General features: G+C 51.4%; 14 protein-coding genes, 1 tRNA gene and 2 riboswitches. Of the genes, 5 read left to right on the forward strand and 10 right to left on the reverse strand.

Features of this window, described 5'->3' with window-relative positions:
* Positions 1–16: 16 nt before the first annotated feature.
* From ACPLUI_RS00040 to ACPLUI_RS00065, 6 genes are all read right to left on the reverse strand, one after another.
* Positions 17–460 (reverse strand): hypothetical protein, encoded by a 444-nt coding sequence (locus ACPLUI_RS00040; protein ID WP_424658225.1) that lies wholly within the window; start codon positions 458–460, stop codon positions 17–19.
* A 222-nt stretch (positions 461–682) separates the two neighbouring features.
* The gene (locus ACPLUI_RS00045) at positions 683–2401 is read right to left on the reverse strand and encodes an NAD+ synthase (protein WP_424658226.1); all 1719 of its coding nucleotides are present in this window, start codon (positions 2399–2401) and stop codon (positions 683–685) included.
* 183 nt (positions 2402–2584) lie between these two features.
* Positions 2585–2923, reverse strand: a complete 339-nt coding sequence (locus ACPLUI_RS00050; RefSeq protein ID WP_424658227.1) for a P-II family nitrogen regulator — start codon at positions 2921–2923, stop codon at positions 2585–2587.
* 61 nt (positions 2924–2984) lie between these two features.
* Positions 2985–4367, reverse strand: a complete 1383-nt coding sequence (locus ACPLUI_RS00055; RefSeq protein WP_424658262.1) for an ammonium transporter — start codon at positions 4365–4367, stop codon at positions 2985–2987.
* A gap of 486 nt (positions 4368–4853) precedes the next feature.
* Positions 4854–6020 carry a sensor domain-containing diguanylate cyclase gene (locus ACPLUI_RS00060; RefSeq protein WP_424658228.1) on the reverse strand — a complete coding sequence of 389 codons (1167 nt, stop codon included), beginning with the start codon at positions 6018–6020 and terminating at the stop codon, positions 4854–4856.
* A gap of 32 nt (positions 6021–6052) precedes the next feature.
* Positions 6053–6137: riboswitch (cyclic di-GMP riboswitch) on the reverse strand.
* 183 nt (positions 6138–6320) lie between these two features.
* Positions 6321–6398 (reverse strand) — tRNA-Pro (locus ACPLUI_RS00065).
* Positions 6399–6623: 225 nt separating this feature from the next.
* Between ACPLUI_RS00065 and ACPLUI_RS00070 the strand changes: the two genes are divergently transcribed.
* The 5 genes from ACPLUI_RS00070 to ACPLUI_RS00090 all read left to right on the forward strand — a co-directional run bounded on the left by ACPLUI_RS00070 (position 6624) and on the right by ACPLUI_RS00090 (position 10545).
* Complete coding sequence (locus ACPLUI_RS00070) at positions 6624–6911, forward strand: DUF3795 domain-containing protein (RefSeq protein WP_424658229.1); 288 nt, start codon at positions 6624–6626, stop codon at positions 6909–6911.
* Between the two features lie 106 nt (positions 6912–7017).
* Positions 7018–7722: an RNA polymerase sporulation sigma factor SigK gene (sigK, locus tag ACPLUI_RS00075; protein ID WP_424658230.1), complete on the forward strand. Its 705-nt coding sequence runs from the start codon at positions 7018–7020 to the stop codon at positions 7720–7722.
* Between the two features lie 181 nt (positions 7723–7903).
* A riboswitch (SAM riboswitch) is annotated at positions 7904–8052 on the forward strand.
* 83 nt (positions 8053–8135) lie between these two features.
* Positions 8136–9329, forward strand: coding sequence for a homocysteine biosynthesis protein (locus ACPLUI_RS00080; protein WP_424658231.1), 1194 nt, complete (start codon positions 8136–8138; stop codon positions 9327–9329).
* Between the two features lie 20 nt (positions 9330–9349).
* Positions 9350–9751, forward strand: coding sequence for an NIL domain-containing protein (locus ACPLUI_RS00085; RefSeq protein ID WP_424658232.1), 402 nt, complete (start codon positions 9350–9352; stop codon positions 9749–9751).
* 62 nt (positions 9752–9813) lie between these two features.
* A complete protein-coding gene (locus ACPLUI_RS00090; protein ID WP_424658233.1) occupies positions 9814–10545 on the forward strand; it encodes a UPF0280 family protein in 732 nt (243 codons plus the stop codon).
* Between the two features lie 41 nt (positions 10546–10586).
* Here ACPLUI_RS00090 and ACPLUI_RS00095 read toward each other — a convergent pair whose 3' ends face one another.
* The 4 genes from ACPLUI_RS00095 to pyk all read right to left on the reverse strand — a co-directional run bounded on the left by ACPLUI_RS00095 (position 10587) and on the right by pyk (position 16100).
* A complete protein-coding gene (locus ACPLUI_RS00095) occupies positions 10587–12197 on the reverse strand; it encodes an acyl--CoA ligase family protein (RefSeq protein WP_424658234.1) in 1611 nt (536 codons plus the stop codon).
* A 233-nt stretch (positions 12198–12430) separates the two neighbouring features.
* On the reverse strand, positions 12431–13546 hold the full coding sequence (locus ACPLUI_RS00100) for an HD-GYP domain-containing protein (RefSeq protein ID WP_424658235.1): 1116 nt from the start codon (positions 13544–13546) through the stop codon (positions 12431–12433).
* A 97-nt stretch (positions 13547–13643) separates the two neighbouring features.
* On the reverse strand, positions 13644–14240 hold the full coding sequence (locus ACPLUI_RS00105) for a DedA family protein (protein ID WP_424658236.1): 597 nt from the start codon (positions 14238–14240) through the stop codon (positions 13644–13646).
* Between the two features lie 108 nt (positions 14241–14348).
* Complete coding sequence (gene pyk, locus ACPLUI_RS00110) at positions 14349–16100, reverse strand: pyruvate kinase (RefSeq protein ID WP_424658237.1); 1752 nt, start codon at positions 16098–16100, stop codon at positions 14349–14351.
* Position 16101 lies beyond the last annotated feature (1 nt).

Here is a 16101-nt window from a genome sequence, read left to right on the forward strand (position 1 = left end):
ATTTTAAGATTATGCTCTAAGGTTTTACCAAAACCGATACCCGGATCCACGATATGCCGGTTTCAGGATCGGTAATCGGATAAGAAATACCGATATATGGTACCCCGTACACCTCTTTCCCCACTCGTTTGGCTTTTCTTTCACCGGTGCGTAAAGCCAGGGCCGTTACACTGCCTTCCTGGACTACATCCCCTGCTTTCAAGGAAAGACCAACACGTCCCGGATTGCAATACAGGTAACGTTTCAGGTCCGAGATATAGATCCCCACTTCTTCCCCTAAAAGCCCCTTAATAAAAGGAGCAAGTTCCAGGGCACAGCTAAGCAGATCGCGTTTTGCCAGTTCTGGCTGGTTGACTGGATTTTCTTCATAGGCTGGAAATTGCTCATCCTGTGGTGGAGCGGGAACTGTTGCTATTTTTTTCTGGTATGCTTTTTTACTATTAAATCGGGGCAGTAACATAACCAATTCTCCTTCCTAAAACTATTTTAAATTTTTTGCTCCAAATACTTGTTTCGGCAATTTGCTTGAAAAATTAGGGGTTGTTTATGGGAAAAGCTTGATTCCAGCCTACAAAAAACCACAGGGGAAATAATTGAGCCTCCCTGTGGCAATCATTCTCTGGTGGAATTTTGCCCGGCTTTCTTGCCTTTCTTTCTCTTCGGAATTTGTGTCCTGCGAAAACTATCCCGCCCGCCAGGCAATGGGCATACGACGGCCCGTACCAAAGGCCCTGGAGGTTACCCGCAGACCCGGTGCAGCCTGGCGGCGCTTGTACTCGGCCCGGTCCACCTTGCGAACTATTTCCCTGACCAGCTCCGGGTCAAAACCCCGGGCGGCAATTTCGTCAGCCGACTTCTCCTCTTCGATGTATGCCTTCAGGATAGCGTCCAGAACCTCGTAGGGGGGAAGGGAGTCCTGGTCCACCTGGCCCGGTTTCAACTCCGCCGAAGGGGGCTTGACCAGCACGCTGCGGGGAATAATTTCCCGCTCCCGGTTGATATAGCGGGCCAGCTGGTAAACCATCACCTTGGGCACATCGGCCAGTACTGCCAGCCCTCCGGACATATCACCATAGAGGGTGCAGTAGCCTACAGCCATCTCGGACTTGTTGCCGGTAGTAAGGACAAGGTAGCCCTCCCTGTTGGAAATGAACATGAGGATATTGCCCCTGATGCGGGCCTGGATGTTCTCCTCCGCCAGGTCTTTGCACGGGTCGCCACCCTGATTCATAGATTCCAAAAAAGCACTGAACATTCCTTCGATGGGTACCTCCCGGAAGGCAATACCCAGGTTTTCCGCCAGTTTCCGGGCATCGGAACGGCTACCGGGAGAGGAGTATCGTGAGGGCATTGATACCCCCAGCACGTTCTCAGATCCCAGCGCCGCAGCAGCCAGGACGGCGGTGACGGAGGAGTCGATGCCTCCACTCAGGCCGATAACGGCCTTTTGGAAACCGGTCTTCCGCATATAGTCGGCAATACCCAGCACCAGCGCCCGGTAAACGTAGCTGATGTCTTCATCAGGCAGTTGTCCGGAGGGAACTTCCGGACAGGGGTAAAGCTGCGGTGCGGCACCCCACGGTTCCCCGGCAGGGCAGCGGAGCCTTCCCATCGCCCTCACCAGCACACCCCTGGTGTCTGTTCTTGCTACTTCCAGCAGGACCACGTCTTCCTCGAAACTGGCCGCCAGGCAGACCACATGGCCGGAGGGGTTCACGGCCAGGCTGGAACCGTCAAAGATAAGTTCATCGTTGCCCCCCACCTGGTTGGCATAAATAAGGGGGCGGCCGTATTTTCTGGCAATGCTCCGGATCATGTCCACCCGCAGGTCGATTTTGCCATAATGATACGGGGAAGCTGACAGGTTTATGATCAGGTCCGCTCCTTTGGCCACCAGCTCTTCCACGGGGTCTATTTCATAAAACCGGCGGTTCCAGTAGTCCTTGTCGTTCCAGATGTCTTCGCAGATGGTCAGGCCCAGGTTAAAACCCCCCACCCGCACCGGAGCCCTTTCCCGGGCGGGCCTGAAATACCGGCTTTCGTCAAAGACGTCGTAGTTGGGAAGCAGGCTCTTGTCCTGCCGGAAAAATAAACTTCCTCCTGCATAGAGCAGGGCAGCATTGTAAAGAAAATCCCTTTCTCCCTTGACCGGGGCGCCCACCAAAAGGGCGGGTCCCCGGCTCAAGGGGGCCACCTCCGCCTGCAGGGCATCTTCAACCCGGTTCAAGAAACCATCCCGGTAAAGCAGATCCCGGGGTGGGTAACCCGTTACCGCCAGTTCCGGAAAGATCACTAAATCCGCGCCTGCCTGACGAGCCGTTTCAACGACCCTCCTCATTTTATCCACGTTGCCGCCGACGTCTCCAATGGTGGGATTTAATTGGGCCAGAGCTATAAGCACGGACTAAACCCCTCTTTCTGAAGCTATAACAAAACCCCGTCCTCCGCTAAAAAAGCGTATGGCCGGGGCCCCATTGCCCTGACTATTTTCCTCGCCCGTATTTTAACAAAAACAGAAATGCCTTGCAAGGATCTGGCACCATTGCCTGACAAACACCAGATATTGTTCCTTCTCGGGGAATTATCAGATGGCGCTCTCACCGGTTTCACCGGTACGAATGCGAATGGCGTTTTCCACCGGATAGGTAAAAATCTTGCCGTCGCCGATTTCACCGGTACGTGCGGCTTCGGTAACGAGCTTTACCACTTCATCCACAAATTTATCGGCAATGACAATTTCCACTTTGATTTTAGGCAGCAGGTTAATGCTGTATTCCGTACCACGGTAGACCTCGGTACGACCTTTTTGCAGGCCGCAGCCGATTACCTGCGTTACGGTCATACCATGTATGCCAAATCTTCCCAAAGCATCTTTAACGTCTTCCAACTTACCGGGGCGGATGATACATTCAATTTTGGTCATTGAGGTTCCTCCTTCACTTCAAGTAGTTCATGTCCAGGGAAAAAGCAGTTTTAATTTATCCTTACACACCAGCTTCCCTGGTAGTGACCACGGTAGAATGAGAACCCGATAAGCTTTGAATGCGGCTCACCGGTGCGCCCAGCACCATGTCTGAGTAAGCGTCTTCCCCATGCTGGGTAATATCCAAACCCTGTACTTCTTCATCTTCGCTGGCCCGCAACTTGAAGAACAATCCCACCACTTTAAGGATGACGAAAGTCATAACAGCGGCAAACAGCCAACTGGCCAGTACGCTGATAAACTGGATCCATAACTGATGGGGGTTGCCAAAGAGCAGACCGTCAACACCGGCAGGGTTAACAGCCCTGGAAGCAAACAGGCCGGTGGCCAGCGCGCCCCATGTACCGCCGATACCGTGAACTCCAAAGGCATCCAGGGAATCGTCATAACCCAGTTTGGACTTTAGCACACTCACTGCCAGGTAGCAGACAACGCCGGCCACCAGGCCGATGATTACCGCAGGCATCGGCCCGACAAACCCCGAGGCGGGGGTGATGGCCACCAGACCGGCCACCAGGCCGCTGGCGCCGCCTAGAACGGTAGGCTTGCCGTGACGGATCCACTCGGCAAAGACCCAGGAGAGGGCTGCCGCTGCAGCGGCCGTATTGGTCACCACAAAGGCGCTGGCCGCCAGGCCGTTGGCCGAAAGGGCGCTGCCGGCGTTAAAGCCGAACCACCCAAACCACAGCAACGCCGCTCCCAGGACCGTAAGGGGCAGGTTATGGGGCACCATCGGCTCCGAACCGTAACCTCTGCGCCGGCCTAGCACCAGGGCTGCGATCAAGCCGGATACGCCGGAGGAAATGTGCACTACCGTGCCGCCGGCAAAGTCCAGGGCGCCCAGGTTGCGCAACCAGCCTTCAACACCCCATACCCAGTGGGCCAGGGGATCGTAAACAAAGGTGGCCCAAAGCAGGGTGAAGGCTACAAAAGCCGGGAAACGCATCCGTTCGGCAAAGGCGCCGGTAATCAATGCCGGGGTGATTACCGCGAACATCATCTGGAAAGCCATAAATGCCAGGTGAGGAATGGTAGCCGAATAATCAGGGTTTGGCGCTTGACCCACGCCATTTAACCCCAGCCAGGCCAGACTGCCGAACAGGTGCGCCTGATCAGGACCAAAGGCGATGGAGTAACCCCAGAGGACCCACTGCAGCGAAATCAAGGCCATGATAAACAGGCTCTGCATGATCGTGCTAAGGGTATTCTTGCGCCTGACCATACCACCGTAGAACAGGGCCACCCCGGGCAGAGTCATAATCATCACCAGTGCTGCAGAGATAAGAACGAATGCGGTATCTCCCGTATCAATTCGAGCTTCATCGGCCCAGGCCAGACCGGGTGCGGCCAGCAAAACCAGGGGCAAAAGGTAAAGTCCTCTCATGGCTCGCCTGTACACTTGCATCACTCTCCTCATCTAAAATAAAACCATCGTTTCCATACCTTCAGCTGGTGCAGTCTCCGGGCCCTTCTGCAACAGCGGAAGATGACGACCTGTATCTTATCGCCCGGGGTGAACGGCGCCAATTCACCGGTCGGACGTTTCCTGCAAAACGTAAAAAGGGTGCTTTAATGGAGCAACATTGCTCCCTTATAAAGCACCCTTGCTTTGAGCTCTTGCTGGTAAGATAAAAAGGCGCCTTTCAGAAGACACACCTTCCGAAAAAGCGCCTTTGCCTGATCTCCACCATTGGATAACCAGTTTATATAGTCCTAACGGAACCTTCTCATTAAAGCACCACTGTCTTCTCTGATACCCACCCTGTATCTCCTTATGTTCAGATTATAAGGCGGGGAGGAGTTGTTGTCAATACCTTACCGCCGTTGGATAAAATTAAGTTATGGGGTGGTTGAACAAAACGACCAGCAATCAGTTCAGCTTGCCGGCAACTATCCTGTTGCGCCCGCTGTTCTTAGCCAGATAGAGCCTTTCGTCAGCCGCTTTGAGCAGCGAAAGAACGTCCCCTCCGTCGTGCGGAAATTGAGCGATACCGCCGCTTAGAGTAAGGTTCTTCGCGTTCAAAACGTCAGAGAGGCTGGCTTCGTTAAATATCCTGCAAAATCGTTCAACGACCACGCATGCCTTATCAATATCGGTTTCCGGAAGGATGATCAGGAACTCCTCTCCGCCAAACCTGGCCACCAGGTCAACGTTTCTCAAACACTTGCGGGCCAGGTCAGCCATAAGCGTGAGTACTTTATCACCTTCAGTATGGCCGTGGTTGTCATTCACGAGCTTAAAATGGTCGATATCTACCATTGCGATTGAGAATACGTGGCCATACCTCTTACTCCGGTTAATTTCATTTTGCAAAGCCTCCATACCAAAACGACGATTTGGAAGACCGGTTAGTTTATCTGTCAACGCCTCTTTTTTAACGGTTTTAATAAGTCGGTTGTTATGTATCGCAAGCGAGACATAGCCGGCCAGGATATTAATCAGATCGATGTTTCTCTTCAAAAGCATTATGTCTGTATCGTGTTCGAAAAGAATATTTATGCACCCGAACGCAACACCATCTGCAATCAGCGGAAAGCAGATGTGGGCGTATTGTTCGGGAGATTCCATCATTTCCGGGCAGGGTACAGCGCTTTCCAGCGGTGAGTGGATTATGGGACGGCACGTTTTGATAGCTATACAGCTGAGGGGGCTTTTGGTGCACAACGATTTGATGCTAAATGCGGCGGAGCTTTCCTCAGCGAGGATTTCCAATTTTGTGTGGCTGTTGGATGTGGAGAGGATCCTGATTGCTACCGGATTTTCAAGCAGTTTACGCAGGATGTTTATGGCGCTGGCACAGATGCTTTTCTCGTCCTGTATATTGAACATCAGGGAACACAGGAAGGCAGTTTCCTTCAGCATCTCAATCAGCCTGCGCGATTCTTCGTAATAACTTTTCACCAGCGTGTAGTGGTTATCCCTGATTTCTGAAACTTTTTGAAAGAACTCCTTCTGGTTCTCAGATATGCTTTGCACCAGGCTGTCGAGAGATTCGAGGATATGGTAATTTTCCGGGGAATTCATAAAAGGCTGCATAAATAAAAAACCCCTCCCTGTTTTAAATCCAAACTGGCAGGTGGCGGTTGCGCTACTGGCTCCCCCCGGTCCAAGCGCCCAAATATACAGACCAGGGTTCATTGCTCACCGTTTTATGAAAAGACTTTATTTGACGGAACTCTAAAATTTCCTGCTTCAGAACAAAATTTTCGAACGTCAGGAGCAATGGGTAAATGGAGAAATCCGCATAATAAGGGTTCCTTACGGAACCCTTTGCCCGGCCTTTTCTCTATTAAAAAAAAAGAAAGCCTTGATTTTCAAGGCTTTCAGGGATTTTTCTGGTCGGAGCGACACGACTCGAACGTGCGACCTCTACCACCCCAAGGTAGCGCTCTAGCCAAACTGAGCTACGCCCCGACATTACCTTCTAGCATTATTAATTTTACTGTATCATCAACTTAATGTCAAGGGGTTAGATGTTGCTGGGCCGGTGTAGAGGCGGCCTCTCAGTAAAACGTAAAACTGAGAAGTTATTGAAACAGTAAAGAGTGATAGGTAAAATATTTCCTGAAAATGCCTTGTTTGTAAGGCCACATATCCGGTTTCTTAACTTAAGAAGTTTTTTGTATAGGGGGTTTTTTCATGGCTACCGGTCCCTGTGGGCTGGCCTGCGATGCCTGTGGCCTGTATAACCGGGGTAAATGTGCGTCCTGCGGTCCTGGCAACAGCATTGAAGCCCGGGCGAAAATCAATTTTCAGGAACAGCTGGGTTTTCGTTGCCCCGTGCTGGCCTGCGCCATTACCCGGAACATCGATTATTGCTCCCGGGATTGTTCCGAGTTTCCCTGTTCCCGCTATGAGCGTGGTCCCTATCCGCTGAGCCTGGGTTTTTTGCAAATGTACAGGCGTCGCTCCGGTCCCCAGCATTAAAAGTCCTCTTGCCACGGGATAACCGAGAAATTGCCAAAAGGCCAGGCACCTTTTCTTTTTTGTTCCCATAAGATATATAGTCCTATTCTTTTGAGGGAGGGATACGATGGGGCCTGGTCTATTGGCGCTGGCGGTACTGTCGATGCTTAACGGTCTGGTGATCCTGATCTGCCATGTGGCCGGGAACAGCTTTCCCAAACCATTAAGCGAGGAGGAGGAAGCCTTATATCTGGAGAAGATGCTGGCCGGGGATGAGTCGGCCCGGCGGGTCCTTATTGAGCGGAACCTGCGCCTGGTAGCCCATATCATTAAGAAGTTCGATCATACCGGTGAAGATTTTGACGATTTGATTTCCATCGGTACTATTGGTCTGATCAAGGCCGTGGATACTTATGATCCTGAAAAAGCCAACCGTCTGGCTACTTATGCATCACGTTGTATCGAGAATGAAATTCTTATGCATTTGCGGGCACGCAAGAAAATCCGGTCGGAACTTTCATTATATGATCCCATTGGGGTGGATAAGGAAGGCAATGAGATTACATTTATCGATGTTTTGGGTACCGATCCCGAGATTGTGAGCGATATTGTTGCCGGCCAGATGGAGCAGGACCGGTTGTGGAAGCAACTGGAACAGCTGTCCCCTCAGGAACGCAAAGTACTGGTATTGCGTTTTGGTTTAAAGGATGGTGCACGCCGTACCCAGAGGGAAATTGCGAGACGTCTTGGTATCTCTCGTTCCTATGTCTCCCGCATAGAGAAGCGGGCGCTCAGTCGTTTAACTCAATATTTCGCCTGTGAGGTAAGATGAATAGTTTGTGCCGGTCCCGACTCTTTAGTACTCAAAAAGATTTCTCCTCCCATGGTGACATTTTCTCAGACCGCTTACAGGGTGACAATATCACAGTCCGACGACACGAAATAAAAAATCGTTGACTTTTCTCTACTCACTTGTTAGAATATCTAACAAGTTTAAAAAAGAATACAGGGTGCTCTTATCCAGAGTGGTGGAGGGACTGGCCCGATGAAACCCGGCAACCGCCCTGGGGTATAGGTGAACCTGCAAGCCGCCGGCGGGTCTTACCGTTATCCGGGGAATGGTGCCAATTCCTGCAGAAGTTTATCTTCTGACAGATAAGAGGGTTCATTTTAAGGAGGCCTCTTCTGTTTGGAAGAGGCCTCCTGTCGTCTGGAGTAGAGCACACGATGAAAGGGATGAGGTGAATGAGCGAAAAAACCTATCAAGAGATTAATGCCCGGATCAAAAGCGGCAAAGCAGTGGTGGTAACGGCGGAAGAATTTATTGACATCGTCCGGGAAAAGGGGCTTACCCGTGCATCCCGGGAAGTGGATGTGGTGACCACCGGTACCTTTGCCCCCATGTGCTCCTCCGGCGTTTTTCTCAATTTCGGCCACCCTGCTCCCCGTATCAAAATGCACCGGGTGTGGCTCAACAATGTACCGGCCTATACGGGCATTGCGGCGGTAGATGCCTATCTTGGAGCTACAGAACTCCCTGATGATGACCCCTTGAACAGCAATTATCCGGGAGAATTCCGCTATGGCGGCGGGCATGTTATTGAAGACCTTGTAGCCGGAAGGCCTGTTCGCTTAAAGGCATTGGGTTACGGTACCGATTGCTACCCACGCCGGGAAATTGAAACCACCATCACCATTCATGACATTAACGAAGCCATTTTGTTCAACCCGCGGAATGCTTACCAGAATTACAACTGTGCCGTCAACCTTTCCAACCGGACCATATATACCTACATGGGGATCCTGAAGCCCAATTTGGGTAACGCACATTATTCCACTTCCGGCCAATTGAGTCCTTTGCTCAAAGATCCCCACTTTAAAACTATCGGCATAGGTACCCGCATTTTCCTGGGCGGCGGTATCGGATATGTTGCCTGGCACGGTACTCAGCACTTCCCGGCCATGCAAACCGATGCCAGCGGCAAGGAACTGGGACCTGCCGGCGGTACCCTGGCGGTTATTGGAGATTTGAAGCAAATGAGTCCCCGCTGGCTCATGGGCACCAGTTACCTGGGCTACGGGGCGACCTTGAGCGTCGGCATTGGCGTACCCATCCCCATTTTAAATGAAGAAATTGCCCGTTATGCCGCAGCCACCGATGCGGATCTTTATGCCCCCATTGTGGATTATGGTGAGGCCTATCCCAACCGGAAACCAGGGAACCTGGGTTATGTTAGCTACGCACAACTGAAGTCGGGCAAGATAGTGGTCCAGGGTAAAGAAGTGCCTACAGCACCGTTGTCAAGCTATCCCCGGGCACGGGAGATTGCCGGCATCTTGAAGGAGTGGATTCAAAAAGGTGAATTTTTCCTTTCCGAACCAGTGCAGCTCCTACCCTCTCCGGCCGATTGTTTGACCGGAAAAGTTTTGAAAGGCTGAATCAAGGAGGGCAGAAAACCATGTCGCCCAGGAAAATAGTTCTTCGTTTTGGGCCCGAGATTTCCGATAAACCCATTATTTACCGCCTGGTTAAGGATTACGACCTGGTAATGAACATAGTGAAGGCCAATGTTAACCCTCAAAAAGAAGGTATTATGGTTCTTGAGCTAACGGGGGATAACTACGAACAAGGTCTGAATTACCTTCGGGAGCAGGGGGTAATGGTCCAGCCCCTCACCCATGAGGTTGTGCGCAATGAGCAGCGTTGCACCATGTGCGGTGCCTGTACTGCTATCTGTCCCACCGGTGCCCTGCACCTGGACCGGCCGGGGATGGAAGTGCATTTTGACGGGGACAGCTGTGTAGTCTGCCTGCTATGCGTAAAAGCTTGCCCTGTGCGGGCGATGGAGGTCAAACTTTAGGGATTTCCTCCGGGGCCTACTTTGTTTGCCGGGGGAAAGATTGTGGGGGTTGAGAGTTCACTTTGGAACGTACTTATCGTTACCGCCACCGGCAGGAGGATCTGGTGCACTTTCAGGTGGTGGTGGGAGAAACGGACCTGGATATTGGCGTACGCAGGGAGCGCTTTTCCCCCGAACTGGTAGAGCGGGTGACGCAAATGGTGCGGGAATGCCGGGCTCCCCTGGAAGAGTATATCAAAAGAGACCCGGCATTTCTTAAAGCTCATACCCCTTGCGATGTATTACCTGACGCTCCACCCATTGTACGGGAGATGGCTGAAGCAGCCAGGTTGGCTGGCGTTGGTCCCATGGCTGCCGTGGCCGGAGCCATAGCTGAAAGAGTGGGACGGGCTCTGGCCCGCTTCAGCCGTGATGTCATTGTGGAAAATGGCGGGGATATTTACCTGCGTAGCGCACGGGTGCGGCTAATCGGTGTGTATGCCGGGGATTCCCCATTTTCTCACCGCCTGGCCCTGGAAGTTCGCCCCCAGGATACCCCGCTGGGCATTTGTACTTCTTCAGGTACGGTAGGGCACTCTTTAAGTTTCGGCGTGGCCGATGCGGTTGTGATTCTTTCACCCAGTACAGCTCTGGCTGATGCAGTAGCCACGGCAGCGGGAAATCTGGTGAAGGATCCTGAACAGGTCAGGGAGGCTGTAGATTTTGCTGCGAGCATTCCCGGGGTAACGGGGGCCTTGATAATTTGTCGTGACAAAATGGCCGCCTGGGGTCGCCTGAAACTGGTGCCTGCCTGAAGTGACGAAGGACGGGTTTATACCCGTCCTTTCTTTAATTTCTAGTTGACACGTTTTTCGTATCCCTTCCATTCCTTTTCTCTTAACCGGTATTTCATAATTTTACCTGTGGAGGTCCTTGGTAGTTCCCCAAATTCTACAGCCTTGGGGACTTTAAAACGGGCGATGCGTTCCCGGCAAAAATTAATGATGTCTTCCGCGGTAAGATTGGTGCCAGGTTTGGGGACTACAAAGGCCTTTGGTACTTCTCCCCATTTCGGGTCAGGAATGCCTATTACAGCTACTTCCAGTACATCAGGATGTTCGTATATACAGTTCTCCACTTCTATCGTGGAGATATTTTCCCCACCGCTGATGATAATATCTTTCAAACGGTCCTTAATTTCAATGTACCCGTCAGGGTGCATCACGGCCAGGTCCCCGCTGTGGAACCAGCCACCCCGGAAGGCTTTATCTGTTTCTTCCGGTTGCTTGTAGTAACCCAGCATGACGTTGTTACCCCGCATAACAATTTCCCCTATGGTCTGACCGTCTGCCGGGACATCGGTCATATCTACCGGATCTACGACACGCACAAACTCGGAGTGGATGTAGGCCACTCCCTGGCGGGCCTTGATTCTGGCCCTTTCAGTTGCATCAAGCTCATTCCACGAATTCTGCCATTCACAAATGGTATGAGGTCCGTATACTTCCGTCAGACCGTAAGTGTGAGTTACCTCTGCCCCGATTTCTTCTATGTTCTTGATCACAGCCGGAGAGGGGGGAGCACCGGCTGTGATAATATTTAACTTTGCCCTAATCTTGTGTTCCTTCGCTTTCGGGTAGTTGGCCATGGATACCAGCACTGTAGGAGCAGCACAAAGGTGGGTAACCCCTTCCTTTTCAATAAGGCGGTAAATATCTTCCGGCACCACTTTGCGCAGGCAGACATGAGTTCCGCCGACCGCAGTGACACCCCAGGTAAAACACCACCCATTGCAATGGAACATGGGCAGGGTCCACAGGTAGACTGAATTAGAACTCATTTTATGCTCCAGGGCTTCCCCGAGGGCGTTCAGGTAGGCTCCCCGGTGGTGATACATGACACCCTTGGGCAGGCCGGTGGTCCCGCTCGTGTAGTTAATGGCAATAATCTCCATTTCATCTTCGATTACGTTGGGTAGAGGGTCCGGGGAACCTCCAGCCAGGAATTCTTCATACTCCGGTCCTTCCAGCGGGCGGCTCTCGTTAATATCACAGATGTTGACAAAGGTTTTTATATTGGTGAGCTTGTCTTTAATGGCTGTAATAAGATGGGCGAATTCGTTATCCACAAAAAGGGCTTTGCTGTCGGAATGGTTGAGAATGTACGCTATTTCCCGGGGGGATAACCGTATGTTAATGCTTACCAGGGCTGCTCCAACCATGGGTACTCCATAATGTGCTTCCAGCATTGGTGGGATATTGGGGCACAGAAAAGCCACTTTATCTCCTTTCCCGATACCAATCTTTTTTAAAGCGCTGGCCAGCCGGTTAACCCGTTGATAAAATTCGCTATAGGTGTAGCGCTTATCATTATATACCACTGCCGTTTTATGGCGGAAAACAAAGGCGCTGCGCTGCAAAAAACTTAAAGGGCTTAATGGTTCATAGTAAACCGTACGCTGAGTCATTGCTTTTTAATTCCCCCTTTTGAATGGTAGCTCATAAAATACCTGACAGTGGCAACCGGCATTAATCTATGAGTGATCACTCTCAAATTTGACATTAATGAATATTCTTAATTATTATTCAACAAGTACTTTCTTTTTCCTGCCGGTTTCAGGGATACTAAAATTTAAAATTTAAGGGGGAAGCATGGTATTCCCCCGATTTTCCGGAGCATATCCGGGCAAAATTACTTTGCTTAAGTCACATTTTTAACAGTCTCAGGAAACGGTTCCCAGTAATCTTTGATAACTTCCGCTACAGAAAGGTGACGGTGCTCCGCAAGGTTTATTTCATAGGGTTCGCCCAGAGGTTGTCTTTGTGCCGAAAATAGAATACGTACCCGGGGATAGAGAGAAAAACCCCGCCTGGTTTCAACTACCACACCAATTTCACCGCTGGATAGGCGCACGAGACTACCTACCGGGTAGGCCGCAACATTACTCAGGAAGGCCTGTACGATATCAAAGTCAAATAAAAAGTCACCCGAGCCGGCAATCATTTCGTAAGCTTCGTGAACGGGATAGGCCGGGCGGTAGACCCGGTCGGCGGTCAGAGCATCATACATATCCACCAGCCCTGTGATCTGAGCAAATTCATGTATTTGTGCCCCCTTCAGCCCCAGGGGATACCCCTGACCGTTATGACGTTCGTGGTGTTGCATGGCTACGATCCGGCACAGCAAGTTGGCTCCCGGGTCCTGCTGTAGAATCTCAGCTCCGTAGACACAGTGTTTTTTAATAAGCTCAAATTCTTCAGTGGTCAATGGCCCGGGCTTGTTTAAAATCTTTAAGGGAATACGCGTTTTGCCGATATCGTGCAGTAAAGCCGCCATGCCCAGATGCAGTAACTTGGTGCGGCTGTACCCAAGGGTTATCCCTGTAATTACTGCCAGTACACACACGTTGACTGAATGACCAAATGTATATTCATCAAGATTCCTGATATCGACCAGGTTTACCATCAATGAACGCCGACTCAGCAGTTCATCAATGATTTCATTGACTGTACTTGTCATATCTTTTACACCAATTAACGCGCGTCCTGGACCGCTACTTTGCTGGGTCTTCGAAAGTAGCAGGGCCTTAACTTTGGCTATAGCCTGGGCTCGTGTCTCCTCGGAAATGACATCCTCTACTTCTACGCCCACAAAGTCATCTATGTATACGGCCGGGATACCAAGCATTTTTAGCCTGGCAATAAATCTTTCGGTAAGAATGGTTCCGGCCTGGAGCAATACCTGGCCGGAAGCATTGTAAACCGCCCGACCGACCTTTAAACCGGGTCTTAAACAAGTTGTGGGAACCTTGCGCATACTTTACCCCTTTGTTTTTTCTGGTAGACACTCACCTACCCTAATTCGACGAAAACTAGTTTATCCCTACTTTGGAGAACAAAATTTTCCTCAGATTTTAGATGCGGTTCAGTGCCTTCTGTTTGAGGAAAAGATAAATAAAATAGGCAATCAATACTGCCAGTGCCAGCAGGGGCAACCGTGAATGAATCATTGGGACGATGGATTCCCAGTGATGCCCGAAAAAGATCCCGATCCCAAGGTTAAAAGAAGACCAGCTCAAGGCAAAAATGAAATTATAAATTAAGAACTGTACGAATGGTAGCCGACTAATCCCGGCCAGGTAGGGTGTGAGGTTGCTTACCATGGGGACAAAACGCCCGAAAATGATAAAGGCCGGTGCCGACCGGTACATCCAGTTACGGGCCTGGTTAAACTTGGTCGGTGTAACCATTAAATATTTCCCGTACCGGAGCAAAAATGGTTCTCCCACGCAGCGGCCGATAAAATAAGCTGCTGTGGCACCCGTATTAAAGCCGAGCACGGCAGCTGCAAGTATATGGTAGAAATCAAGCTTTCCCTGGTTTACCAGAATGCCTGCCAGGAGGGTCATTAAACCTCCGGGAAAGGGAATACCCAGGGCTTCGATAACTAACCCCAGGAACAGTCCCCATGCACCCAGGGTACCCAGATAGTTCAGGACCCATTCTTTCATTTTAAATTCACCTGCCCGGGCTTTAACATGCCCGTAAAAGGCGTATTATATATAGGTGTGCCGGCGCCAAATTTGTCCGTTCAATATCCAGGCCTGTCCCCGGAGGGGCTACAGTACTCTGGCGGTGCCCCGGTATACAAGGCCCCGCTGTCCGTCTACCGTTACCGTTTCTCCGTCGGTGAGAATGGAGGTTGCGGCATCCACCCCTACAATTACCGGAATGCCAAATTCCAGCCCTACAATGGCACCATGGGAAGTGAGTCCCCCGACCTCCGTAATCAGGGCGGCTGCCTTTTCTATGGCCGGTATAAAGTCCTTATCCGTAAAGGGGGTGACCAGGATGTCGCCGGGTTCCACCTTTTCCAGAGCATCTTTAAGGGTGTGGCAGATACGTACACGACCCGTCACGGCCCGGGTTCCGATGCCCTGGCCGCGAACCAGGATATCCCCAACAGTGTGAACTTTCAAAAGATTGGTGGTACCATGAACCCCCACGGGAACACCGGCCGTAATGACCACCAGTTCTCCGGGTTTAATCAGATCCGCTGCCAGGGATACTTCAATAGCTGAGGCAATCATATTATCTGTATCTGTGGTTCGTCCTACCAGGAGAGGTTGTACGCCCCAGACCAGGGCCAGCTTACGCAATACCCGGGCTGCAGGGGTCACGGCAATGATCGGAGCACGGGGGCGGTATTTGCTCACCATTTTAGCCGTGTAGCCTGTTTCCGTAGAAGTAATAATGGCGGCGGCTTCCAGGTCCTGAGCGGTAGTACACGTAGCGTGGCTGATAGCATCGGTTACCGTGCGGGCCAGCACCCGGCCCCGCCTCTGTAAGATTTCTTCATAAGGGAGGGCGCGTTCCACGCGGCTGGCAATGCGGGCCATGGTTTTTACCGCTTCCACCGGATAGTGTCCTGCGGCTGTTTCTCCCGAGAGCATAATAGCGTCAGTTCCATCCAGGATAGCATTGGCTACGTCGCTGGCCTCAGCCCGGGTGGGCCGGGGGTTGTGAATCATGGATTCCAGCATCTGGGTGGCTGTAATGACCGGTTTTCCAGCCAGATTGCATTTTTCGATGATGGATTTCTGGATCAGCGGTACTTCTTCTACTGGAAGACCAACACCCAGGTCGCCTCGGGCAACCATAATGCCATCGGCAACTTTAATGATTTCATCCAGGTTTTCCACGCCTTCCTTACTTTCAATCTTGGCGATAATATCCATATCCGCCCCGTGCTCTTCCAGGATGCGCCGGATGGCCAGGACATCCGCAGGCTTACGTACAAAGGAGGCAGCGATAAAATCCAGTTCCTGCTCAATGCCAAATTCTATGTCCCGGATATCCTTCTCGGTAATGGCGGGCAGGTTCACAGGTACGCCGGGAATACTGACTCCCTTTTGACTCGTCAATTCTCCTCCGTGGACTATCTCACATTCCACTTCGCGTTCACTGCAGGATATGACCCGTAACTCGATCAGCCCATCCGCAATCAGTATTATGTTTCCTGGTGCCACGTCCCGGGGCAACCCGGCATAGGTGACGGGCAGGCGTTCCGCCGTTCCCTTGATGTTTTCGGTGGTGAGGATCACCCGCTGGCCCGCTTTAAGTACAACGGGTTCCTTTTCCAGATAGCCGAGGCGGATTTCAGGTCCCTTTGTATCCAGTAAAATAGCAATATTCTTACCTACCAGGCTGGCAGCCTTGCGGATGTTGGCAATGCGCCGGGCGTGTTCTTCGTGGGTACCATGGGAAAAATTAAGCCTGGCTATATTCATACCAGCCCTCATCATTTCCATGAGGGTTTCTACCTGTTCGCAGGCTGGACCGATAGTGCAGATTATTTTAGTTCGTCTCACG

It is taken from the genome of Desulfofundulus sp. (assembly GCF_049701015.1).
Taxonomy (GTDB): Bacteria; Bacillota; Desulfotomaculia; order Desulfotomaculales; family Desulfovirgulaceae; genus Desulfofundulus.

What these genes read in the sequence shown, in the direction of transcription:
- ACPLUI_RS00040 (WP_424658225.1), bottom strand. Translation starts at nt 460, where the DNA reads ATGTTACTGCCCCGATTTAATAGTAAAAAAGCATACCAGAAAAAAATA.
- ACPLUI_RS00050 (WP_424658227.1), bottom strand. Translation starts at nt 2,923, where the DNA reads ATGACCAAAATTGAATGTATCATCCGCCCCGGTAAGTTGGAAGACGTT.
- ACPLUI_RS00055 (WP_424658262.1), bottom strand. Translation starts at nt 4,367, where the DNA reads ATGAGAGGACTTTACCTTTTGCCCCTGGTTTTGCTGGCCGCACCCGGT.
- ACPLUI_RS00060 (WP_424658228.1), bottom strand. Translation starts at nt 6,020, where the DNA reads ATGCAGCCTTTTATGAATTCCCCGGAAAATTACCATATCCTCGAATCT.
- ACPLUI_RS00070 (WP_424658229.1), top strand. Translation starts at nt 6,624, where the DNA reads ATGGCTACCGGTCCCTGTGGGCTGGCCTGCGATGCCTGTGGCCTGTAT.
- sigK (WP_424658230.1), top strand. Translation starts at nt 7,018, where the DNA reads ATGGGGCCTGGTCTATTGGCGCTGGCGGTACTGTCGATGCTTAACGGT.
- ACPLUI_RS00080 (WP_424658231.1), top strand. Translation starts at nt 8,136, where the DNA reads ATGAGCGAAAAAACCTATCAAGAGATTAATGCCCGGATCAAAAGCGGC.
- ACPLUI_RS00085 (WP_424658232.1), top strand. Translation starts at nt 9,350, where the DNA reads ATGTCGCCCAGGAAAATAGTTCTTCGTTTTGGGCCCGAGATTTCCGAT.
- ACPLUI_RS00095 (WP_424658234.1), bottom strand. Translation starts at nt 12,197, where the DNA reads ATGACTCAGCGTACGGTTTACTATGAACCATTAAGCCCTTTAAGTTTT.
- ACPLUI_RS00100 (WP_424658235.1), bottom strand. Translation starts at nt 13,546, where the DNA reads ATGCGCAAGGTTCCCACAACTTGTTTAAGACCCGGTTTAAAGGTCGGT.
- ACPLUI_RS00105 (WP_424658236.1), bottom strand. Translation starts at nt 14,240, where the DNA reads ATGAAAGAATGGGTCCTGAACTATCTGGGTACCCTGGGTGCATGGGGA.